The sequence below is a fragment of the Herbaspirillum autotrophicum genome, from assembly GCF_001189915.1.
Classification (GTDB): Bacteria; Pseudomonadota; Gammaproteobacteria; order Burkholderiales; family Burkholderiaceae_D; genus Herbaspirillum; species Herbaspirillum autotrophicum.
The window spans coordinates 25,526-46,999 of record NZ_LFLS01000035.1 but is presented as its reverse complement, the minus strand read 5'-3'; the positions used below and the strand labels follow the sequence as shown (position 1 = coordinate 46,999).

Sequence of the window (21,474 nt, the reverse complement as noted above, 5' to 3'; positions counted from 1 at the left end):
TAAGCTTACTGTACGCCGGTTGCCGTTATTGCAACATGGCAATGATGCGGAATCGTCAAACTTCGATGACCGGGGCGTCGGCATTTGAGTGCGAACACGACAGATTGCGTATTCGTCGCGTGGCAGTTGCGACGCCCGCAGTGCTGTGGCTGACTTGCGTCGCGGTGCGGGATTGTTTCCAAAAGACAACGTTGTTGTCGCACCGTCAATTCTTTCGTGGCGGTTGGGTGAATGAACCAGCCGTTGCCGCCGGGATTGGTGAAAATCCTTCCTGTCCTTGCTGGGTATGGCTTGTGGCCGACATTTCTCATCTGCGGGGCGGCATCACGGTAAGTACCTCGGGAAAACGCCGGTGTTTCCGGGTGGAAAAATATTCGCTTTTGATTTGTAATACGTCTGCGCCGCGAGGGGCGTGGCTTGCGGCGGCACATTTTGTAGCAATCAGATTAAGAGAAAGAAGAGCATGAAGATCATCGGGGATATGAAAATAGGTAAGCGTCTGGCCTTTGGATTCGCCATTATTCTGGCGTTTTCGATCGTGATTACCGCCATCGGCATCTGGCGTTTGCAAGCCGTGTCGGATGCAACCAATGCCATGATGGCGCAGCCATTGCTGAAAGAGCGGGTGATTGGCGACTGGTATGCCAATCTGCATAGCGGCATTCGCCGCACCATCGCCATCGCCAAAAGCAGCGACCCGGCGCTGGGACCGTATTTCGCTGAGGAAGCGGCCGCTTCCTCCAAGACCTCCGGCGAGTATCAGAAAAAAGTCGAATCGCTGTTGAGTTCGGATGTGGAAAAAGGCCTGTTCCAGAAAATCGGCGAATTGCGCAAGGTCTACCTGTCATCGCGTGACGCCATCAACAAGGCCAAAGCCGCCGGCGATGTGGAGGAAGCAGGAAGATTGCTGGATCAGGTATTCGTGCCGGAAGCCAGAAAGTATCAGGATACGATGCGCGAACTGCTGGAAGTGCAGCGTCAGGAAATTGACGCCACGGCCGCGCATATTGACGCGACGGCCAGAGAAAGCCGGCAATTGTTGTTGCTGCTGGAAGCGCTGGTGCTGGTGTTGGGCGTGATCTGCGCGTGGTATCTGACGGTGGGCATCACGCGTCCGATCAATTCGGCGGTGCGCATTTCCCGCCGCGTTGCCGACGGTGACCTGAGCGGTGAAGTGGATGTGACTTCGCACGATGAAACCGGGCTGTTGTTGCAGGCGTTGAAAGACATGAATCATAGTCTGGGCAATATTGTCAGCAACGTGCGCAGCGGTACTGAAACGATTGCGACCGCCTCCGGTGAAATTGCTGCCGGCAATCTTGATTTGTCATCGCGCACCGAACAGCAGGCCAGCGCACTGGAAGAAACGGCATCGTCCATGGAAGAATTGATTTCCACCGTCAAACAAAATGCCGATAACGCGCGACAAGCCAATCAACTGGCAGTGTCGGCATCGGAAATCGCGATTCAGGGTGGTGCCGTAGTGGGTCAGGTTGTGACAACCATGGGTTCCATCAACGACTCGTCCAAAAAAATTGTGGACATCATCAGCGTGATTGACGGCATTGCCTTTCAAACCAATATTCTGGCGCTCAATGCCGCAGTCGAAGCGGCGCGTGCCGGCGAACAAGGACGCGGTTTTGCGGTGGTGGCATCGGAAGTGCGCAGCCTGGCGCAACGCAGTGCTGCTGCCGCCAAGGAAATCAAGGCGCTGATCGATCATTCGGTGGAAACCGTCGGTAACGGCAGCCGTCTGGTGGAGCAAGCCGGATCGACCATGCGCGAGGTAGTGGTGAGCGTCAGGCGCGTTACCGATATCGTCGGTGAGATCAGTTCTGCAAGTCAGGAGCAGGCCGCAGGCATTGAACAGATCAACCACGCGATCACGCAAATGGATCAGGTGACACAACAGAACGCGGCGCTGGTCGAGCAAGCCGCTGCGGCAGCAGCCTCAATGCAGACTCAGGCCGCCAGCCTGGAACAACTGGTGAGTGTGTTTACGCTCAACACCAGCAATGCCTTACCGGCGCCAGTCCATCGCACTATCGACATTACCCCGCGGGAAGCGCGACTCGAAAGATAAACTGCGCAGCATGTTGCCCGGCCCGGACTAGTGTCCGGGCTTTTTTTTGTCCGCAGTGCCGCTGCCATTGAGCGGGATTTATCAGTTGCGGTAAATCCGCACGCGCTGGCTGGATATCCGGAATCGATCTGCCGAATATTCCGATATTTCGCAAATTAGCGATGGTGCTCGCCATTGCGCGAAATTAATATCCTTTTGAATCAGTCGCTTGGGAAACACGGTGGTGCGCATTTCAGTTGGCACGAAGTCTGCATAGCTTGTCCAAAAACAGACAATCAGGAGACCAGACATGCGATCACCCTTCATTTTTCCTGCAACCCGCGACCTCCCCGGCAGACCGCCAGGTTACCGGCTTCCGACTTGCATTACCCCCGATCACAGGCGAATACCAATGCCGCTGCCAGCCACGGCCAGCCAGCAGTGATTGATTCGTTCCAGGCCCATTATCTCAAGCAGCGTGTTTCAACATAAAGGAGACCCACCATGTCCGCCATATCCCCAGCGAGCGACAATCGCCGCCGCATCTTCGCCATCGTCGGCGCGTCATCCGGCAACCTGATCGAATGGTTTGACCTGTATATCTATACCTTCTGTGCCATTTATTTTGCACCGGCATTTTTCCCGGAAGGCGATTCGACCACGCAATTTCTGAAGACTGCCGGCGTGTTTGCGGTCGGCTTTCTGATGCGGCCCATCGGCGGCTGGTTGTTCGGCAGTATTGCCGACCGCCATGGCCGGCGGACCTCGATGATGATTTCGGTGTTGATGATGTGCGGCGGTTCTTTGATGATCGCCTGTTTGCCAACCTACGCCAGCATCGGCGCCGCTGCTCCATTCCTGCTGTTGGTGGCGCGCCTGTTGCAGGGCCTGTCGGTAGGCGGCGAATACGGCACCAGCGCTACTTACATGAGTGAAGTGGCGCCTGAAGGACGACGCGGATTCTTTGCTTCGTTTCAGTACGTCACGCTGATCGGCGGTCAGTTGCTCGCGGTGTTGGCGGTGGTGGTGCTCGAATTCTTCCTGAGCGCCGATGAATTGCGCGCGTGGGGCTGGCGCATTCCGTTTTTCCTGGGCGCAATCGGTGCCGTGGTGGTGCTGTTCTTGCGCAAGAACCTGACCGAAACCGCAAGCGGAGAATCGCGCAAGAGCAAGGACGCCGGCACCCTGGCCGGTTTGCTCAAGCAAAAGCGCGCATTCTTGACCGTAGTGGGATTCACGGCCGGTGGCTCGCTGATGTTCTACACCTTCACGGTATATATGCAGACCTATCTGATCAATACGGCCGGCATGCATGCCAAGACCGCCAATATTGTCATGACCGCAGCGCTGTTTCTCTACATGCTGATGCAACCGGCTTTCGGCGCCTTGTCCGACAAGATCGGCCGGCGTTCGATGATGCTGTGGTTCGGTTCGCTGGGTGTCGTGTGCACGGTGCCGCTGTTGCATCTGCTGGGTAGTGTCAGCAATCCGTATGCGGCGTTTGCATTGGTGATTGCGGCGCTGGCGATCATCAGTTTTTACACCTCGATCAGCGGCCTGATCAAGGCTGAAATGTTCCCCTCGCATGTGCGTGCGCTCGGCGTCGGTCTGTCGTATGCCGTCGGCAATGCCATTTTTGGCGGCTCGGCCGGATTTGTTGCGCTGACGTTCAAATCGAACGGACTGGAATCCAGTTTTTACTGGTACGTGTCCGCCATGTGCGCGGTGGCGTTGCTGGTTTCGTTGCGCATGCCGGATCCGACCAAAGAGGGCTACCTGCGCGACGGCGTGCCGGCCGGTTCTGCATCCTGAGCGGCGCGATTGCAGACGGTTTGCCGATGGCAGGTATGATAGGTGCCTGATCAGACTGTCCGCGTCGACCCGTATGGTATGAGACCCAGCAAACCCATTATCTTGCTTGTTGCCATCGTTACCGGCGCGCTGCTGGTGTTTTGTGCGACTTATCGGCTGGCCGCCGTGAAAGCCGCCAGCGACATCCGTGCAGCCGGTGAACGGCAATTGCAAATCATTGCGCTGGATCTGGCATCCATACTCGAAAAATTTGAAACGCTGCCGTTTGCACTCGGCTTTCAGGCCGATGTGCGACAGGCGCTGGAACATCCCGATGACCAGGCTGTCATCCAGCGACTCAATGCCGCACTGAAGACGATTCAACGGCAATCCAAAGTAGTCTCGATTTACATGATGGACCGCAACGGCAAAACGCTGGCATCCAGCAATTGGGATCAAGCCATCAGCTTTATCGGCCGCGACTTCGGTTTCCGTCCTTATTTCCGCGAAGCGATGCGTGGCGGTGCCGGGCGCTTTTACGGCATCGGCAATGCCTCCAGCGAACCCGGCTATTTCATCGCACAACCGATTTACCGGCTGCCATCCGAACCGGGCAAAGGAGCGCCGATTGGCGTCATGGCGGTCAAGGTCGACTTGTCCGAATTCGAGCATACCTGGCGCAGCAGCGATGATCCGATCACGCTGGTGGATCACAGCGGCGTCGTTTTCCTGAGCAATCGCTCAGCCTGGAAATATCACAGCCTGCAACCGCTTGATCCGGGCATGCAGCAAGAACTGGCAGGCACCCATCAATATGCCGACCGGATCATTACGCCGGTCAGCACCATGCCGCCGGCGATGCGCAGCGGCTTCGGTGAACATATCGAACGCAATATCGAACGTCAGGGCTGGCGGCTGATGCTGTTCCCTTCGCAACAACGGATACATCGCGTGGCCTTGTTGTGGTCCATGTGGGTCGGGCTGCTGATCGCGGTTGCGGTGATTTCCATCTGGGCCTTGTATCAGCGCCGGCGCCGCTTGCAGGAACAGATCGAATCGCGTGATGCATTGCGGCGCGCGGCGGAAGAGCTGGATGCGATGATTACCGTGCGGACCGAAGAGCTGATGCAGGCCAATCGCGACATCGAAACCAAATATGGGCGTCTGAAGCAGACGGAAAGTCTGTTGCGGACCACCCAGAACGAACTGGTACAGGCCGGCAAGCTGACCATGTTGGGACAGATGGCCGGTGGCGTCACGCATGAATTGAGTCAGCCGCTGGCGGCGATCCGTGCCTTTGCCGACAATGCCGTCAAATTTCTGGCGCGTGGTCAGCCCGGGCAGGTGGAAGAAAATCTGCAACATATCAGCGAAGCCAGTGCGCACATGGGAAAGATCATTGCGCAATTGCGCGGTTTTGCGCGCAAGAATGGCGAAACAATCGCGCCGGTGGATTTGCAAAAATCGATTGAGGCCGCGACCTTGTTGTTGCGCAATGAATTCGAACAGCGCCAGGTGCAGTTGCTGATCGAGATTGCCGATCAGGTACAGATAGTCGGCGACGCGGTGCGTACCGAGCAGGTATTGCTCAACCTGTTGCGTAACGCGCTGGAAGCAGTGGACACTGCCGACCGCAAGGAGGTGTCGGTGCGCCTGACGCGCGCAGCCGGCATGGCGGTGATTACCATTCATGATTCCGGTCCGGGGATTGATGCGCGTGCCGCCGAACATTTGTTCGAACCCTTTTTTACCACCAAGTCCTCCAGCAAGGGGTTGGGGCTGGGACTGGCGATTTCTTCTTCAATCGTGCAGGCCATGGACGGTCAGTTGAGTGCCCGCAATCATGCCGGTGGCGGTGCCGAATTCGTGGTGCGTCTGCCGGTCACTCAGGAGTAGCAAACGATGGACAACATGAGCCAGGTGGCGCGCGCAGTGCTGATCGAAGATGAACAGGTATTGCGCAAGGCCACTACCCAGACGCTGGAACTCGGCGGCTTCAGCGTGACGGCATGTGACAGTGCGGAACAGGCATTGCCGTTGCTGACGATCGATTTCGATGGCATCGTCGTCACCGATGTGCGGTTGCCGGGACGTTCAGGCCTGGACGTATTGGTGCACGCGATGGCACTGGATGCCGATTTGCCGGTCATCGTGGTCACCGGTCATGGCGATGTCGGCATGGCGGTGGATGCCATGCGGGCCGGAGCCTATGACTTCATCGAAAAACCGTTTGCCGCCGAACGCTTGCTGGAAACGGCGCGGCGGGCGCAGGAAAAGCGCCGGCTGGTGTTGGAAAACCGTCGCTTGCGGGCGGCCTGGATCAGCGACCCCGATTTGCCGCCGCTGATCGGGCAATCGGCGGCGATGATGCAGATACGCACGTTGATCGGCAGTCTCGGGCCGACCGCCGTGGATATCCTGATCAACGGCCAGACCGGCACCGGCAAGGAAGTAGTGGCGCGCCAGTTGCATGCGGCCAGCCGGCGCCGGGGACCGTTTGTGGCGATCAATTGTGGCGCCTTGCCGGAAAGCGTGTTCGAGAGTGAAATTTTCGGGCATGAGCCGGGCGCCTTTACCGGCGCGCAAAAACGTCGCATCGGCAAGCTTGAGTATGCCAGCGGCGGCACGCTGTTTCTGGACGAAATCGAAAGCATGCCGCTGGCGTTGCAGGTCAAGCTGTTGCGCGTGTTGCAAGAGCGCCGGCTGGAACGGCTGGGTGGCAACGATTCGATAGAAATCGATTGCCGGGTGATTGCCGCCAGCAAGGCTGATTTGCTGCAACTGAGCGGACAAGGCCATTTTCGTGAAGATTTGTATTACCGCATCGGGGTGGTCAGCCTCGACTTGCCGCGTCTGGCAGAGCGGCGCGATGACATTCCGTTGTTGTTGGCCAGTTTTATCCATGCGGCAGCGCAACGCTATCAACGCCAGCCGGCGCCTTGGACGGCGGTGCAAATGGCGCAATGGCAGCAACGCGATTGGCCTGGCAATGTCCGCGAACTGCGCAATTTTGCCGAGCGCTGGGTGCTTGGCGTGGCGGATAACCAGGCCGGTACGCCACCGGTCGCGGCGGATGTTCAGCAGCGTTCGCTGCCGCAACAACTTGATTTGCTGGAGGCGCGCCTGATTGCCGAGGCATTGACGGCGGCTGATGGCAATGTCGCCACTGCCGCCGATCAGCTAGGCATTCCCAGAAAAACGCTGTACGACAAGATTCGCAAACACGCGCTCAATGGCGCCGCCGGAGCGACGTCAGGTTGAGATTGCGGCGTTGACATTTATCCGTCTTCCACTAGACTTGCTACAGGGAAATGAACAAGCGAAGCACATTCGCGACACAACAGGGGTGGAAGATGCGATTACTGACAGCGTTACTGATGCTTTGTTTTGCCGGCATGCTGCTGGCGTGCGAAAGAACAGAGTTCGAAAAGAAATCGGAACAGGATGCGCGCGACCGGCGTATCGTCAATACCAAGCCCAAACCGTGATGCGGGATGGACCGCCGGCGGCGGTGGTTCAATAACGGGAAAACTTCGGCGTCTTGAGCCGGAACTCATGGCTGACAACAATTCTGGTGGAGGCAATCAGTGTGCTCAGGCCCAGTATCAGTTGCGTCAGCGTATCCGGCGGCAATACCCAGACTGACCCGGTCGGTGCCGGCAAGGTCGTCGCCGCTGCGATCAGTGGCGTTACCCAACTGGCATCTTCGGTCACATCAAGCAAGACTTCGCCTTCGGAAGTGGTATGCAGATACACTTCACCTCCGAGTTCGAGACCGAAACAAATGCCCTGGCCAGCCGCATTGTTTTTCGTGACGGCTTGTTGCAGATCGCGGTTGTAGCTGTCGATCCATGCTTCAACGTCATAGGTCGTGTTGAGCACGATCCATGGCCGGGTCGGTTGTTCTGTGCTTGCTTCTTGATCAGGGGCTGGCATGGTGGCGAAACGGAGGAAGTGGTGACCGGCGGTCAATGCTGCGCATTATCCGCCTTTCCCCGCAGTGCAGGTAGCTGATCGGGAATCTATTCGATCAGCAACGGATTGAAGTTGACCATCATCGGCCGCGCGCCGTTGTCGTAATAGAGCGTTGACGCGCCGGTGGTAGCCGGGTTGTCATTGGGGATGACGATATCCATGCAACGCAGCGGGCCGTTGACAAATACCCGGTACAGCAAAGCTTTGTCGCCTTTATAGACATTCACATCGGGGGCGGCGACAAAGTCTGCCCGCTTTTTCCCGGTTCCATAATTCTTGTACAACTGCAATTGCGGTTTGCCGACCGGCGCGCCGTCGTCACGTGACACCGCCACCCGCGCCAGTGAAATCACATGCTCATGCACTTTGGCCGACCACACCGTGCTGAACAGCCCCGGCATGAATTCGGCAGTAGCGATTTCCTTGCCGTCGCGCAGCGCTTTGATGCCATTCGACAGCCGTGGCCGGTCGGCGCGGCAGCTGTGCGCCAGTGGCGAATCGCTGACCAGCGTGGTTGCCGGGACGACCGCCGGCAACGGCGCGGCTGCTTTGGCGGCCGTTTCCGGCTGGCTGCCGGCAATATAGAGCTGACCGATATTCGGGCCGCCGGCAGCCGCACTCAGGGCGGTGCCGCCAAAATCAAAAAATACTTGCGGCGTCTTGCGGATGTTGGCGACGATTGATTTTTTACCGCCGCTTTTCAGGTTGGCGGCAGCATTTTCATTGCTCTTGCCGGTTACCGCCGCGGGGCTGCTGCCGTTGATGCGATAGAAATCAAGGCGGGCATTGCGTGCCGCCAGATACTGGCGCAGTACTGCGCCATCGGACAAATCCATGATTTCGATGCGGCGGTTTTTCATGCGGCCTTCGGGCAAGCGGTTATCGGCCACGGGCAATACTTCTCCTGCACCCTGAAAATAAATTTTGCTGTCGGCCATGCCGGCGTCGCGAAAAATTCTGGCCACCGCATGGGCGCGGCGTTCTGAAAAATTGGCATTGAGGCGGGAGTCGCCAATATCGTCGGTATGCGCCACGATCAACAAGCGTCGTCCTTTGGACTGAACCGCATCGGCGCGCAGCGGCAGGCTGATATCCTGGCTCAGGCCGGAGGTCTGCTGGCCGGCGGCATATTCTTTGGCAATCTCTGTCAGATAGCTGCGTTCGGTCGGCGCCAGGTCATCGCCGGCCCTGGGAATTGATGCGTCCACATTTTGCGGGCGCACGGCAACCGCAAAGCCGACTGTCTGCAATACGTTTGATGGAGTGCCGGACATCCTGACATCCGTCAGGCTGATATCGAGCGCGTATTTTTTGGCGATGGCAGAAAGGGCGCATTTCTTGCGGGCCATGTCGGCGGCACCGGGAGCCGTGCCATTTTTATCTGAACACGGATTGTCGTCCGCCAAGGTGGCCTGGGCCGCAGATGGGGGGGGGTGGCTCGCATTGAGTGTGCATCCGGACGACAACAGTCCACATGCCAGCATGACTGAGGCCGGCAGCAGTGCCGATTTGAAAGGTATCAACATAAGGATGTTGCGGCGAATACGCGACGTCTGACACCAGACTGGTTTGAACTCCCCCCTTTGCGCCCGCGATGTGTTCAGTATCGGGGCAGGGCCATAGTGCTCATTGTATTTAATGGCGCTGACCATCATAAAGCAATTATTTCGACTTGGAATGTAATTGACGATATTGCAACAAAAAATACCGGAAATGTCTGGAATTGTTGTTGAAGAGAATGCCGTCGGTCCCGGATTGAAAGATGCCCGCGGCCATCTCTGCATGGCATGTATCGCATCCGTCGCCGCATTGTTTCCGTCTGGATAATGAATTCCGGCTGCAGCCATGGCAATGACGCCGGGCAGGTGTGTGATTCCACTGTTTTTGTGTGCGGCATGCTATTCTTTTCCCACGCTGGCGCCGGATCAGTGAAACAAGAACGGAATGTGCCGTCAGTGTTGCTCGCAGTGTTGTTGGGGAAAGGCTGAATATGAGCAGGGAGTTCGACAGCGCATTCTCAAGCTTTGAACATGCGTCTTTTCTGGACATGAAGCCGCTTACCATCGCGGTGCAAACGGCAGCATGCTTTTGTTGCGCGGTCGCTGTTTATCTGGTGCATGCACGCTATTCCTATGACCTGCGGGGGCTGTCGATTGGCGCTCTCGGCGCGGCAGTCAGTCTCTGCTGTGCCATCTGGTCCCGCACTTTTACCCAGTTGTGGCTGTCCGGCCTGGCCATGATCATCAGTCAGTCGTACTTGTTGCGCATACTGATTGATGCGACGCCCAATCCGGCGTTCTTCATCATGCCGGTGGCGTTGACCGTCACCCTCAGCATTGCCGGCATTTTTTCCAAGACCTGGCATTTCCTGATCGCTACCGCATTGACCTGGCTGATTCTGGGACGCGGCAATTTTGCCTGGTCCGGTATCGAAGAAGAAAATGTGCTGGTGGTTCTGACCACGCTGTCGGGCATTCTGTTTGGCTGGATCATCTCGGTCATGCTGTGCGCCTTGCGCCGGAAAAACTTTCTGGTGAAAAAGGAACTGTTCAATCTGGCCAATCGCGACTATCTGACCGGGATCGACAATCGCCGCCGCTTCATGAGCCGGATGGATCAGATCGTCAAGGGCCTGAGCATGCGCGAAGCATTTTTCCTGATGATCGATATCGATAACTTCAAGCGCATCAACGATACCGCCGGACATGACGTCGGCGACAAAGTGATCGTGGAGGTCGCTGCTACCATCGCCGAGCTGACCAGAGAGCATTACTGCGGTCGTCTTGGCGGTGAAGAATTCGGGGTGCTGTTGCTGGATGTCAGTCAGGAATCGGTGCCGTTGATGTTGACCGGCATGCTGGGAGCGGTACGTGCCCATTCGATACCGGGCAGTCCGATATCGATCAGCATCGGCGGCACCGTCATGCGCTCGGGGGAGTCGGTTTCCGCGATCACGCAACGCGCCGACCAGGCGCTGTATCAGGCCAAACGCGCGGGCAAGGATTGTTTCTTTCTGGATTGACCGGGGAGGGTGTCAGCCGTTGTATGCCTGCTGCAATCGGCTGATGTCAATCTTGCCCATTTGCAGCATGGCCTGCATGACGCGCGCGGCCTTTTCCGGATCCCGGTCTTGCAATAATTCCATCAGTACCACCGGCACGATTTGCCACGACAATCCGAATTTGTCCTTGAGCCAGCCGCATTGGCCCGGTTGGCCGCCGGCACCCAGTTGTTCCCATAAGTAATCCACTTCATTCTGCGATTCACAACGCACCAACAAGGATATTGCTTCGGTAAATCTGAAATGCGGACCACCGTTGAGCGCCATGAATTCGACGCTCTCCAGTTGAAACGTGGCCGTCATCAGCGCGCCTTTCGGGCCCGGGCCGGCATCGCCACAACGCGTGCTGGAGATGATTTTTGCGTGTCTGAAGATGGACAGGTAATGCTGAATTGCCTGTTCGGCATTATCGTTGAACCACAAAAACGGACTGATCTTTTGCAAACTGGCCATGGCTGTCTCCTGCCTGGATGTAATGGAGCTGCGGGTGTTGTTTGGGACGGGTGCGCTGTGACACCGTGAATATTACTATGAAGAAAAAATGTGGCGCAGTAACATTTTTCCGGATGGCGCCGGGCGCGCGGCAGCGCTCAGGAAACCTGAGGTGCAAGGTCTGAAATACGGCGTGACTTGAAGCGGGACTGAAGATGCTCATGCGGCAGGCAAGCTGCATGAGCAGGGACATCAAAATGCGTGGCTGATGCCGAGGCTGAGTCCGCGCGTGGTTTCGCCGGCATTCGGTATGGCATCGAAGGACAAGGCATAGCGGCTGTTGCCGCGATTGTTGATCTGCGCATAGGTGGCATACAGAATGGTGCGCTTCGACAGACTGTGTTCCAGGCTCAGATACAGACCGCTGGCATCGCCGTTGGGGCCGCCGGCTTCGTTGCGATTGACATACGACAGCACCAGTTCATTGACCGGATTGATGAAATAGCGGCCGCCGATTTGCCAGTCATAGCCGTGTTGTTCCGGCTTGCCCGAGGCATAGTTGCCGAAGTAACGATGAATCGCCGCCGTGATCTTGTAGTCGCGGCGCATCCAGTATTCACCGACCAGCCAGATGTCTTGCATGACTTCACCGGGCAAGGCGTTGTTGAACTTGTCGTACACCAGCGACGCAAACCACGGGCCGTTGTTGTAACGCACACCGGTGCTGGTGCCGCGTCCGCTCAGTTGCTGTTCTTTGGGCGCCAGATTTTCTCCTTCTTTGCCCAGCGACAGTGATGAAATGATTTGCCAGTTGTTCCAGACCGGCGTTTCATATTTCACCGTATTGTTTTCCAGCCAGCGCTGATACGACGCATTGATGTTGGTGATCACGCTATAGGTGGCGGTATAGCTGGGATCGATGCGACCGTAGGTGGTGGCCGAGGTGATCCGCATGCGTCCGGCCAGGATGCGGCCGAAGTCACCCTTGAGCGCGACATAGGAATCGCGCGCCGGCGGCACCGGTTGCGCGCCGGTATCGGCACGGAAGCGCCATTCATAGACGAATTGCGCTTCCATATTGTTATCGAGTTTTTCGACATCGCGGAACACGATGCGCGACGTGTTCAGGTTGCCGCTCTGCAGACGGCGGGCCGATTTTCCCTGATAAGTGATACTTTCGGCGGACATGTCGACGAAGCCGGACAGGGTCAGTTCCGCCATGGCAGAAGAGCTGCAAAATACCAGGCCGAGGCCGGCATACAAGGTTTTTTTCATGATCTTTTCCTCAAGTCAGTGCATCGCAGGCATGAGTGCGGCTCCACGGCGCGTGGCCTGCGTGCTGAGTTGCAAACGCGGGCAGGGTCAGGTAGAGCGGCGCTGATTCTTGCTGTCGTAGGGCAGCATGCTGTTGCTCCAGCGCGCAAAATCGCTTTTCAGCCGTTGGGCGATATCCGGTTGCAGACGCCACAAATTGGCCTGCTCGCGCTGATCTTGTGCGAGGTCGAACAGATAGTCGCGATTACCGTAATGGATGTACTTCCAGTTGCCGCGTCGCAATACTTCCTGATTGTTTTGCTGATAGCGCCAGAACAGGTCGCGTTCGACAGTCTTCCCCGGATCGCGCAGGAACGGCACCAATGACATGCCGTCCAGCGGGAAATCCGGATCGGCGCTGGCATTGGCCAGTTCCAGGAAGGTCGGCATCCAGTCCATGCTCAGCACCGGTTGTTGCGATACGCTGCCGGCCGGAATCTGCTGCGGCCAGCGCACGATGGTGGGAACCCGGATGCCGCCTTCCCACAGCTCATCTTTGCGTCCGCGCAACGGCCACATGTCGGAGAAACGTTCACCACCGTTGTCGCTGGAAAAAACCACCACCGTGTTGTCGGCCATGCCGCATTTATCGAGTTCGCGCAAGACGCGTTCGATGCCGCTGTCCATTTCCTGCACCATGCGGTGGTACAGCTCCACCGAGCCGCCGTCGAAATGCAAGATATTCTTGCCGATGCGACGACTGGTGGCTTCATCGGCTGAAGTTTCCCACGGCCAGTGCGGAGCGGTGTAATGCAAACTCAGCAGGAACGGCGCATCTTGCTGGCTCATGCGGCCAATGTAGTCCACCGCGCGATCGGTGAATTGCGTGGTCAGGTAGCCCGGCGCGTCGATTTGCACATCGTTGAGCCACAAGTCTTTGACACCATCGGGATCAACGTGGGAGAAATAATCGAGACCGCCGCCAAAGGCGCCGAAGAATTCGTCGTAACCGCTTTTGATCGGACTGAAGTGCGGCAGATATCCCATATGCCATTTACCGATCAGCGCGGTGCGGTAACCGGCTTTCTGCAACTGCGACATCATGGTCGGATGCGACGGCGGCAAACCGATGGTATCACTGCCACGTTCGTTTTGAATCGGTTCGGTGTTGCCGCCAACCAGCCGGTACTGATAGCGTCCGGTCGCCAGGCCGAAGCGCGTTGGCGAGCATACGCACGAATTGGCGTAGCCGTCGGTGAACCTGACACCTTCGCGGGCCAGACGGTCAATGGTCGGGGTAATCATGTGCCGGCCGCCGTAACAACCGGCATCGGCATAGCCCATGTCGTCGGCCAGAATGAACAGAAAGTTGGGTGTTTTGCCGCGGCTGGCGGCTGCGCTGGCGGCGGGCAACTGAGTGGCCAGCGCAGCGGCGCTCATCGACATCAGAAAATGACGTCGCTTGATATCCGTATGTGAAGAAGACATGCAAAAGTCCTGTCGCAAATGAAATGGTTGAACACGCACCGGCCATGAGTGGCGGCGCGCAGGTATCGGTTACGGCGATGCTGCCCGCAACTTACTTGTTCAGACTCATGATCCAGTGCGCAAAACGGTCTGCTTCGGCGGCGGTCAGTTCTTTGTTGGCCGGCATGGCAATCGTGCCCCATTTGCCGGCGCTGCCTTCGAGCATGCTGGTCTTCAATTTTTGAATGGCCTCGGCGTCGCCTTTATAGCGCGCAGCGATTTGATTGAAGCCGGGCCCGACCAGAGTCGTGTCCATCACGTGGCAGGCACGGCAGCTTTGCTCGCTGGCCGAAGCCGCCATGCTGCTGGCGGGTGCCAGCAATGCGATTGTCAATCCCAGAAAAATGCGTTTCATGATTTGTCTCCATCGTTATGAATAAGTCCCTTTGCGTTCTGCATCTCGTGTGCCGATATCGGACAAAGGCGGTGATCCACGTGCGCATGAACTGTGTCATGGCAGCGCAATTTTATTTTGCGAGAATTATGCCGTGATGGCGGGATATTCGATAATGAATAAAACAGGACTGGGCATGCAAATAATTGATAGCACCGGAGTGCTGGCGATACTGCGCCGTCAACACAAGACGACGCAGTAAAGAGGGAATGATTAACGCGGTATTGAATAATCAGAACTTGTGCGTGATGCCGAGACCGATACCAGCCGGACTCTGGCCTGCGCTCAAACCGGGGATGGCATTGGCCGACAGGTTGTAACTGGCAGTCTGCTGGTTGTTGATTTTGGTAAATGCGCCCCACAGTTCAGTGCGCTTCGACAGGTGATAACCATAACCGAGACTGAATTGTTGGGCGCCGGATTCGGTACCGGGTTTGCCAATGCCGCCGATGCCGGTGGTGGCATTGCCTTTCGATTTTTCGGCGCGTACGTAGGAAGCGCGCAGTTGACCGTTGCCAATGTTATGCGTGACTGCCAGTTGCCAGGCATCGCGCCGCAGATTGGTGCTGGCGGTCGGTTCATAACGCAACCGTTCCCAGGCGAAGCGCACGCGCGTCGGGCCGAAAGAATAGGCGACGCCGAACTTGTTGCCGGTGTCCTTGGTGCCGCTGGCGAAATAGTCTTTATGCTGTTCGAAGCCGTAAGCCAGGTACAGCGGGCCGTTGGTATAGATCAGGTTGCCGGCGATCAGGCCGGGATTGGTGGTGTTGGTGGCTTCTTCGCGCGCGGCATAGGCGATCTTGCCGACCAGACCGTTGAAATCGGGTGTGGAATATTGCACCAGATTTTTTTGGCGACGGTCAAATGACGCCGGCGATTGTGCATTGCCGGCAGTGGTAAAGCCATTGCCCATGATCGAGTTGGAGGCGAAGATGCCGGCAGTGAACGGGTCAATCGCGTACACCGTGACAAAACGATAGGGCGACTCATACTGGCCGCCAAAGATTTCACCAAAGCTGCCGCGCAAGCCGACATTGTCATTGCGGTCGGCCAATGCGCCGGAACCGGTATCGACGCCGACGTTGGATTCGATCTGGAAAAATGCCTGCAAGCCGCCGCCGAGATCTTCCACCCCTTTGAAACCGATTACCGACAGATTGTTGGAAAGACGCTGAATGCTGGGGACGCCGCCTTTGGCGCCGCCGGCCCAGACGCTTTCCGCATCTACTTTCAAAAAGCCGTAAATCGTGATGTTGTCGGTTTGGGCCAGCGCAGCGCTGCTTGCCAATGTCAGTCCGCCGGCCAGTAATGCCTTTACTGCATGTCTCATGTTGTGTCTCTCCAGATTTTATTTTATGAACAGGTGTATTCCCTTCGATAAATGTTAATCGTTATGGATTTATATGTATACATATAAATCCATTTGAGTTCTGTTGTTGAGGGATAACAACGGGCTGGCCAGGAAAATTTCAATGCAGATGTGCCGGTTTGCGGCCAGTGGAAATCAGCAGTCGCCGGTACGGTGCGTGTGCGCTGGCGGCAGGCGTGGACCGACCGCGAGCTTGACGGCAAGCGGAGATGACAGCGGGGCAGAGCAGTGCAGGGGATGGTGCGCAGGACGGCGGGCGTCCTGCGCGCGGAACAGGGTCAGGCCTGATGTTCCTTGATCATTTCCAGGACATGGATACTGAGACGGGTAGTGTGGTTACGCATCGCCAGATACGCCTTTTCCGGATCGGAGGCGAGGATGGCGGCAATGATGGCGTCATGCTCATCGTGGGAGACGGTGAGTCGTTTGTCGACGCCGGCCTGGGCGGCGCGGAACATCGCCAGGCGATCGCGCAGATTGTCGATGGTGTCGGCCAGACTCTTGTTGTGGGCGCCGGCACAGATCAGGCTGTGGAATTTCTTGTTCAGCACCAGATAACCGGCATCGTCGCCGTTGGCGACGCATTCCTGACTTTGCAGGTGGACCAGTTCCAGTTGCTTCTTCTGTACTGCGCTCATGCGCTCGGCGCAGATGCGGCAGCACAAGGCTTCCAGTTCGCACATGGCTTCCAGCATGTCGGCCAGTTCGTCGACGCCGATGCTGGTGACGATGCCGCCCTTGCGCGGACGCAATTCAATCATGCCGCGTGCCGCCAGCTCGCGCAGTGCTTGCCGGATCGGCGTGCGCGATACCTTGAAGCGTTCAGACAGTGCGATTTCTTCCAATGCCGACCCCGGCGGCAAGACGCCGCTGATGATTTCGTCAGTAAGTGTGCGGTAGATGCGTAGAGAGATGGTTTCCATTCTTGCGTTCTTTGAAGACTGGTTTCTTTTAATTATTCGCTGCGGGCCGCTACCGGTGAGTAACGCCTGCAGGCGGATCGTGGGCAAATTGTATAGCGCAAACGCGCATATTTTACATTGCTTGGGCGATAACAAGAATCTATATCTAGGTTCGCTAATGTCGTAAAGTATATTTATTTAATCTAATGAATACAATTAAATAATAATGTATACATATAAAAATCCATTCAGTAAAATTGGTGCCCGGTATTGTGTCTTTCAACTTGTTCAAGGAGTGCTGCATCATGGCTAACAAACTGCGTCATATCGCCATTTCCGTTCCTGATCCATGGAAAACGGCGGAGTTCTATCAACAGGCTTTCGGCTTCAAGAAAGTGGGTGAAACTGATTCTTCCCTGGCGCGCGGCGTCTATCTGAGCGACGGCACCATGTCGCTGGCACTGCTGAATTACAAAACCGACGAAGCTGCCGGCGAGCGCGGGCGCGAATTCGTCGGCCTGCATCATATCGGCGTCTGGGTCGACAACATCGTCGATGCCCGCAAGGATGTGGAGCAAGCCGGCGGTGAGTACTACATGGGTGAAGTACCGGTGAAGGGCAACATCTTCTATGAAGTCAAATACAAGGATCCCGATGGTGTCATCTGCGATCTGACCGATCATGGCTGGGGCGGTGCCTCCAAAGAGGGGCCGGTGGCAGGCGATGGTGCGGCGAGCGGCCCGGCATTGCGTCACCCGGAGCTGAAGGCTGATCGCAACGGTTTGTAATTGCGTTACTGACCGGTACTCAGCACAACGGCTGCCAGTTCAAACTGGCAGCCGTTGTGCATTGCGGGTTGCGGCTGACGGTGCGGTTGTTCAGGCAGGCGGTCAGGATGGCACGACATGCTGCAAGGGTTTGCCGGCATAAGAGGCCGCCACATTGTCGGTGAACATGCGCAACTGGGTCGCCATGGCTTCCGGTGAGCGGCCCGATATATGCGGCGTCAGCAACAGATTGTCGAGTGCATGAAAAGCCGCCGGCAGGGCCGGTTCGCCATCGACCACGTCCAGTGCCGCGCCGGCGATGGTGTGCTGCTGCAAGGCTTCAATCAGTGCCGGCGTGTCGACGACGCTGCCGCGCGCGACATTGATCAGGAAGCCTTGCGGCCCCAGTCGCGCCAGCAAATCGCGATTGACGATGCCGCGCGTGGCCGGGCCGCCGGGGCAGGCCAGTATCAGGTAGTCGCTGTATTGCGCCAGTGCGCCCGCAGTAGCGCAGTACTGATAAGGTACATCGCTGCGCGCATCCCGTGCATGATAGGCAATTTGCATATCGAAGCCGGCGGCGCGGCGGGCGATCTGGGCGCCGATATTGCCCAATCCCAAAATGCCAAGACGCTTGCCGTTGACGGTCGGGCGTGCGGCCCGGTTGTGTTCCCAGCCGCCGGCCTTGACCGCGCTGTCGAGCACATGCAGGCCACGCGTCAGGCCCAGCATCAGTGCCATTGCGTGATCGGCCACGGTGGCGTTATTGGCGCCCGGCGCATGGGTCACTGCAATTCCCGCTTGCCGCGCTGCGGCCAGATCGATGTTTTCGTAGCCGGCACCGAATGCGGATATCAGTCGCAATTGCGGCATAGCCTGCATCTGCGCCTGACTCAGTCCGGTCGAGCCATTGGTCAGGACCGTGCGCACCTGTTGCAACCCTGCCAGCGCGTCGTCGATGCCGGCCGGTGCGTAATGCCAGGCCGGCAGGCTGTGGTCGTCGCGCAATTGCGCCAACAGTTGGGCGGGCAGGGGGATCAGGATCAGCAATTCCGGGACGGCAGACATAAAGACGCTTTCATATCAAAACGGGTTGGGAGCGAGGTGAGCAGGGTGCGGCAAACACAAATCGCTTTTCGATGAAAAATTTTTACACAATTACCTTGCAATGTATACATATAAGATTTAATGTATTCCCAATGTCATTTAATGTGTTTTGGAATTCTTCGAAAGGAATCGATCTTGGCTTGGTATGCGATAGCAACGTATGAGCAGGGCGGTGTGACCCGACCGGCTCTGGTACTGGATAAGGTGTTGTACGATCTGGCAGAAGTGAACCAGGCCGGCGACAACTTGCTGGCAGCGACCGGTGTCGTCAGCGTGACGGCTCTGCTGGCAGCATGGGAGCAACAGAGCGGAGCAGTGGCGCAACTCGCCGCCGCAGTACCGGCGCTGAGCGCTGCAGGCCGGATCAGGCCGCTGGATGCCAAGGCATACCGCCTCGCCGTGCCATTCACGCCGGGCCGGATTTTCGCGACGGCTTCCAATTTCTATGATCACGCGGCAGAAATGGGCACCGAGCTGGCACCCCGCTCGGAAAGTTCACCGTACTGCTTCATGAAAGCCGAAACCAGTGTCACGGCGACCGATACCAATGTGGTTATGCCGCGCGACACTGAAAAGCTGGATTGGGAAGTCGAGCTGGGCGTCATCATCGGACGCCGCTGCAAGGATGTCAGCGTGGCCGATGCCTATGACATGATTGCCGGTTACACCGTATTCAATGACATCAGTGCACGCGATCTGAATCGTCGCAGCGACTACCCGTTCAAGCATGACTGGTTCCGCGGCAAGAGTTTCGATACCTTCGGACCGATGGGGCCTTGGTTTGTACCGCGCGACTGCATCCGCGAACCACAAAAGCTGCGCATGCAATTACAAGTCAACGGCGACATGATGCAAGACGGCACCGGCGAAGCCATGATCTTCAATATTGCTGAGCAAATCGCGTATCTGTCGAGTATTCTGACGCTCCAGCCGGGCGACATGATCGCCACCGGCACGCCGGACGGCGTCGGCATGGGGCGCGGAGTGTATCTCAAGCCGGGCGATGAAATGATCGCCTCGATTGAAGCCATCGGCAGTATTCGCAATACAGTGGTAGCGGCGGCCTGAAACAAGGCTGCTGCTGCGACTGACATTTATATATATAAGTGAGCAGATGACGGACCGTTATGTCGTCTGCCGCAATCTACGGAGAACGCAATGAACATCAGCAAGGGTTTCAGGAAATGTATCGCTTCGACGCTGTTGGCGTCCTGTTGTGTCGCACCGGCACTGGCGATGGACAAGGTCAAGTTCAATCTGGCCTGGTTGCCGCAGGGCAGCACCGGCGGCATCCTGGTGGCAATCGCCAAGGGCTTTTATGCCGAAGCCGGACTGGACGTCTCGGCCGTGCGCGGCTATGGCGGTCAGCGCACTGTCAATGAAATCGATCAGGGCCTGTTCGAATTCGGTTACGGCGACCCGATCAGCGTCATGCTCAACCGCGCGCAGGGTGGCAAGACGGTCATGGTCGGCACCATCAATACGCGCTGGCCGGCGGCCTTGTGCTATATCGAAAAACCGGAACGCAAACTGCAAAAGCCGGCTGATTTGAAAGGCTTGTCGATTGGCGGCGGCGCTGCTTCGCCGTTGCAGAACATCGTGCCGGCCTGGTTGCAGGCCAACGGTTTGCCGGCCAATCACGTCAAGCTGTTGCGACTTGATCCGTCCGTCATCAACTCGTCTTTCCTGGAAGGCCGGATCGATATGGCGGAATGCTGGGAAGGCGCCAACAAGCCGATTCTGGAAGCCTTGCTGCAAAAAGATGGCAAGAAACTCGGCTTCATCAAGTATCGCGATTTCAATCTGAATCTGTATGGTAACGGCATCGTCACCACCGAGCAGCTGGTGGCGACCAATCCGGATCTGGTCAAGCGGTTTGTCCAGGCGACCTATCGCGGTTTTGACTATCAGCGTACGCATGCCAAGGAAGCTGCCGATGCCATCGCCTCCCAGCAAAAGCTGATGGACAAGGGCATTCTGTTGCAACAGATTACCGAAACCAACCAGATCATCGACGACCCTTACGCACCGAACAAAAAGCTTGGCTGGATGCGGCCCGAGCGCATGCAGTCGACCGTGGATTTCGTCAAGAAAGCCTTCAATCTGCAAGCGCCGATCAAGGCCAGCGATATCTACACCAATAAATTCGTGGAATGAACGACACCGTCATGTAAGGTCTTGCGCCCGTGATACGTGACTTCCCTGCGCGGCGCAGGAATGATTTTGAACTGGAGACAAGACAATGGAAAAATTACGACCACAACGACTGGGCCATCTGGTGCTGGCAGTGCGCGACATTCACGCCTCGGTGAAGTTTTATACCGAAATCATGGGGTTGCAGGTTTCTGACTGGATCAGCGATCAGATGGTGTTCTTGCGTGCCGGCACCGATCACCACGATCTGGCGCTGTCACAGATTCCCAAGGATTCACCCGACATCAATGACTTGCCGCGTTACACACGGCCTGGCATGGAGCATTTTTCGTATCTGGTGGAAGACCGCGCCGAGATGGATCGCACCGCCGAAGTATTGCAGGCGCATGGCGTCGAAATCGTGCGTGGTATCGGCAAGCATGGTCCCGGCGAAAACCTGTTTCTGGTGTTCAAGGACCCGGACGGCAACAACGTCGAAGTGTATTGCGAGATGACGCAGATTACGCCGGAATCGAATTACCGGCCCAAGGTCTGGGAGCGCAATATCGATTCCTTCGATCAGTATCGCTTCAAGCATTTTGTGGTGCCGCCACCGCAAGCCGTGATCGACGCCAAGACCAACAAGAAAAGCTGAGATCAACGCAGCCGACAGCAATCAGCGGATGCAGATCAGAAGTAC

At 57.1% G+C, this 21,474-nt stretch carries 19 protein-coding genes; 10 read left to right on the top strand and 9 right to left on the bottom strand.

All coding sequences use genetic code 11. The features are described 5' to 3' along the window. Positions 1 to 463 precede the first annotated feature (463 nt). From AKL27_RS22045 to AKL27_RS28675, 5 genes are all read left to right on the top strand, one after another. Complete coding sequence (locus tag AKL27_RS22045; protein ID WP_050465021.1) at positions 464 to 2,083, top strand: methyl-accepting chemotaxis protein; 1,620 nt, start codon at positions 464 to 466, stop codon at positions 2,081 to 2,083. 483 nt (positions 2,084 to 2,566) lie between these two features. After that, positions 2,567 to 3,874 carry an MFS family transporter gene (locus AKL27_RS22040; RefSeq protein ID WP_050465020.1) on the top strand — a complete coding sequence of 436 codons (1,308 nt, stop codon included), beginning with the start codon at positions 2,567 to 2,569 and terminating at the stop codon, positions 3,872 to 3,874. Between the two features lie 78 nt (positions 3,875 to 3,952). Then, complete coding sequence (locus tag AKL27_RS22035; RefSeq protein WP_050465019.1) at positions 3,953 to 5,749, top strand: sensor histidine kinase; 1,797 nt, start codon at positions 3,953 to 3,955, stop codon at positions 5,747 to 5,749. A gap of 6 nt (positions 5,750 to 5,755) precedes the next feature. Beyond that, positions 5,756 to 7,114 (top strand): sigma-54-dependent transcriptional regulator, encoded by a 1,359-nt coding sequence (locus AKL27_RS22030; RefSeq protein ID WP_050465018.1) that lies wholly within the window; start codon positions 5,756 to 5,758, stop codon positions 7,112 to 7,114. A 92-nt stretch (positions 7,115 to 7,206) separates the two neighbouring features. After that, positions 7,207 to 7,341, top strand: a complete 135-nt coding sequence (locus AKL27_RS28675; protein WP_269749264.1) for a hypothetical protein — start codon at positions 7,207 to 7,209, stop codon at positions 7,339 to 7,341. 28 nt (positions 7,342 to 7,369) lie between these two features. Here the strand turns inward: AKL27_RS28675 and AKL27_RS22025 are convergent, their stop codons facing one another. Both AKL27_RS22025 and AKL27_RS22020 read right to left on the bottom strand, forming a co-directional pair. Continuing rightward, positions 7,370 to 7,789 (bottom strand): hypothetical protein, encoded by a 420-nt coding sequence (locus tag AKL27_RS22025; RefSeq protein WP_050465055.1) that lies wholly within the window; start codon positions 7,787 to 7,789, stop codon positions 7,370 to 7,372. 86 nt (positions 7,790 to 7,875) lie between these two features. Beyond that, positions 7,876 to 9,177, bottom strand: a complete 1,302-nt coding sequence (locus tag AKL27_RS22020; RefSeq protein WP_198156050.1) for an OmpA family protein — start codon at positions 9,175 to 9,177, stop codon at positions 7,876 to 7,878. 641 nt (positions 9,178 to 9,818) lie between these two features. On the opposite strand from AKL27_RS22020, the gene AKL27_RS22015 reads away from it, so the two are divergent. Then, entirely contained in the window at positions 9,819 to 10,850 is a 1,032-nt protein-coding gene (locus tag AKL27_RS22015) for a GGDEF domain-containing protein (protein WP_050465016.1), read from the top strand. A 12-nt stretch (positions 10,851 to 10,862) separates the two neighbouring features. Here AKL27_RS22015 and AKL27_RS22010 read toward each other — a convergent pair whose 3' ends face one another. The 6 genes from AKL27_RS22010 to AKL27_RS21985 all read right to left on the bottom strand — a co-directional run bounded on the left by AKL27_RS22010 (position 10,863) and on the right by AKL27_RS21985 (position 16,788). Then, complete coding sequence (locus AKL27_RS22010) at positions 10,863 to 11,333, bottom strand: VOC family protein (RefSeq protein WP_198156053.1); 471 nt, start codon at positions 11,331 to 11,333, stop codon at positions 10,863 to 10,865. A 240-nt stretch (positions 11,334 to 11,573) separates the two neighbouring features. Continuing rightward, on the bottom strand, positions 11,574 to 12,596 hold the full coding sequence (locus AKL27_RS22005) for a porin (protein WP_050465014.1): 1,023 nt from the start codon (positions 12,594 to 12,596) through the stop codon (positions 11,574 to 11,576). Positions 12,597 to 12,683: 87 nt separating this feature from the next. Continuing rightward, positions 12,684 to 14,063: a sulfatase-like hydrolase/transferase gene (locus tag AKL27_RS22000; protein WP_157057048.1), complete on the bottom strand. Its 1,380-nt coding sequence runs from the start codon at positions 14,061 to 14,063 to the stop codon at positions 12,684 to 12,686. 91 nt (positions 14,064 to 14,154) lie between these two features. Further along, positions 14,155 to 14,457 (bottom strand): c-type cytochrome, encoded by a 303-nt coding sequence (locus AKL27_RS21995; protein ID WP_050465013.1) that lies wholly within the window; start codon positions 14,455 to 14,457, stop codon positions 14,155 to 14,157. A gap of 271 nt (positions 14,458 to 14,728) precedes the next feature. Next, positions 14,729 to 15,826, bottom strand: coding sequence for a porin (locus tag AKL27_RS21990; protein WP_050465012.1), 1,098 nt, complete (start codon positions 15,824 to 15,826; stop codon positions 14,729 to 14,731). A 317-nt stretch (positions 15,827 to 16,143) separates the two neighbouring features. After that, positions 16,144 to 16,788, bottom strand: coding sequence for a GntR family transcriptional regulator (locus AKL27_RS21985; protein WP_050465011.1), 645 nt, complete (start codon positions 16,786 to 16,788; stop codon positions 16,144 to 16,146). 284 nt (positions 16,789 to 17,072) lie between these two features. Here AKL27_RS21985 and AKL27_RS21980 point away from each other — a divergent pair, with 284 nt between their 5' ends. Then, complete coding sequence (locus tag AKL27_RS21980) at positions 17,073 to 17,555, top strand: VOC family protein (RefSeq protein WP_050465053.1); 483 nt, start codon at positions 17,073 to 17,075, stop codon at positions 17,553 to 17,555. Positions 17,556 to 17,657: 102 nt separating this feature from the next. Here AKL27_RS21980 and AKL27_RS21975 read toward each other — a convergent pair whose 3' ends face one another. Beyond that, positions 17,658 to 18,602, bottom strand: coding sequence for a 2-hydroxyacid dehydrogenase (locus AKL27_RS21975; RefSeq protein WP_050465010.1), 945 nt, complete (start codon positions 18,600 to 18,602; stop codon positions 17,658 to 17,660). 213 nt (positions 18,603 to 18,815) lie between these two features. Here AKL27_RS21975 and AKL27_RS21970 point away from each other — a divergent pair, with 213 nt between their 5' ends. The 3 genes from AKL27_RS21970 to AKL27_RS21960 all read left to right on the top strand — a co-directional run bounded on the left by AKL27_RS21970 (position 18,816) and on the right by AKL27_RS21960 (position 21,429). Next, entirely contained in the window at positions 18,816 to 19,709 is an 894-nt protein-coding gene (locus tag AKL27_RS21970) for a fumarylacetoacetate hydrolase family protein (RefSeq protein WP_332308360.1), read from the top strand. Between the two features lie 90 nt (positions 19,710 to 19,799). Beyond that, entirely contained in the window at positions 19,800 to 20,798 is a 999-nt protein-coding gene (locus tag AKL27_RS21965; protein ID WP_050465008.1) for an ABC transporter substrate-binding protein, read from the top strand. A gap of 85 nt (positions 20,799 to 20,883) precedes the next feature. Beyond that, on the top strand, positions 20,884 to 21,429 hold the full coding sequence (locus AKL27_RS21960; protein WP_050465007.1) for a VOC family protein: 546 nt from the start codon (positions 20,884 to 20,886) through the stop codon (positions 21,427 to 21,429). Positions 21,430 to 21,474 lie beyond the last annotated feature (45 nt).

Bases quoted from the DNA above. Each gene is read 5' to 3' on its own strand.
- AKL27_RS22020 (WP_198156050.1), bottom strand. From the start codon at position 9,177: ATGGCCCGCAAGAAATGCGCCCTTTCTGCCATCGCCAAAAAATACGCG.
- AKL27_RS21995 (WP_050465013.1), bottom strand. From the start codon at position 14,457: ATGAAACGCATTTTTCTGGGATTGACAATCGCATTGCTGGCACCCGCC.
- AKL27_RS28675 (WP_269749264.1), top strand. From the start codon at position 7,207: ATGCGATTACTGACAGCGTTACTGATGCTTTGTTTTGCCGGCATGCTG.
- AKL27_RS21990 (WP_050465012.1), bottom strand. From the start codon at position 15,826: ATGAGACATGCAGTAAAGGCATTACTGGCCGGCGGACTGACATTGGCA.
- AKL27_RS22035 (WP_050465019.1), top strand. From the start codon at position 3,953: ATGAGACCCAGCAAACCCATTATCTTGCTTGTTGCCATCGTTACCGGC.
- AKL27_RS22030 (WP_050465018.1), top strand. From the start codon at position 5,756: ATGGACAACATGAGCCAGGTGGCGCGCGCAGTGCTGATCGAAGATGAA.
- AKL27_RS21965 (WP_050465008.1), top strand. From the start codon at position 19,800: ATGAACATCAGCAAGGGTTTCAGGAAATGTATCGCTTCGACGCTGTTG.
- AKL27_RS22040 (WP_050465020.1), top strand. From the start codon at position 2,567: ATGTCCGCCATATCCCCAGCGAGCGACAATCGCCGCCGCATCTTCGCC.
- AKL27_RS21985 (WP_050465011.1), bottom strand. From the start codon at position 16,788: ATGGAAACCATCTCTCTACGCATCTACCGCACACTTACTGACGAAATC.
- AKL27_RS22005 (WP_050465014.1), bottom strand. From the start codon at position 12,596: ATGAAAAAAACCTTGTATGCCGGCCTCGGCCTGGTATTTTGCAGCTCT.
- AKL27_RS22025 (WP_050465055.1), bottom strand. From the start codon at position 7,789: ATGCCAGCCCCTGATCAAGAAGCAAGCACAGAACAACCGACCCGGCCA.
- AKL27_RS21980 (WP_050465053.1), top strand. From the start codon at position 17,073: ATGGCTAACAAACTGCGTCATATCGCCATTTCCGTTCCTGATCCATGG.
- AKL27_RS22000 (WP_157057048.1), bottom strand. From the start codon at position 14,063: ATGTCTTCTTCACATACGGATATCAAGCGACGTCATTTTCTGATGTCG.
- AKL27_RS21975 (WP_050465010.1), bottom strand. From the start codon at position 18,602: ATGTCTGCCGTCCCGGAATTGCTGATCCTGATCCCCCTGCCCGCCCAA.
- AKL27_RS22045 (WP_050465021.1), top strand. From the start codon at position 464: ATGAAGATCATCGGGGATATGAAAATAGGTAAGCGTCTGGCCTTTGGA.
- AKL27_RS22015 (WP_050465016.1), top strand. From the start codon at position 9,819: ATGAGCAGGGAGTTCGACAGCGCATTCTCAAGCTTTGAACATGCGTCT.
- AKL27_RS21960 (WP_050465007.1), top strand. From the start codon at position 20,884: ATGGAAAAATTACGACCACAACGACTGGGCCATCTGGTGCTGGCAGTG.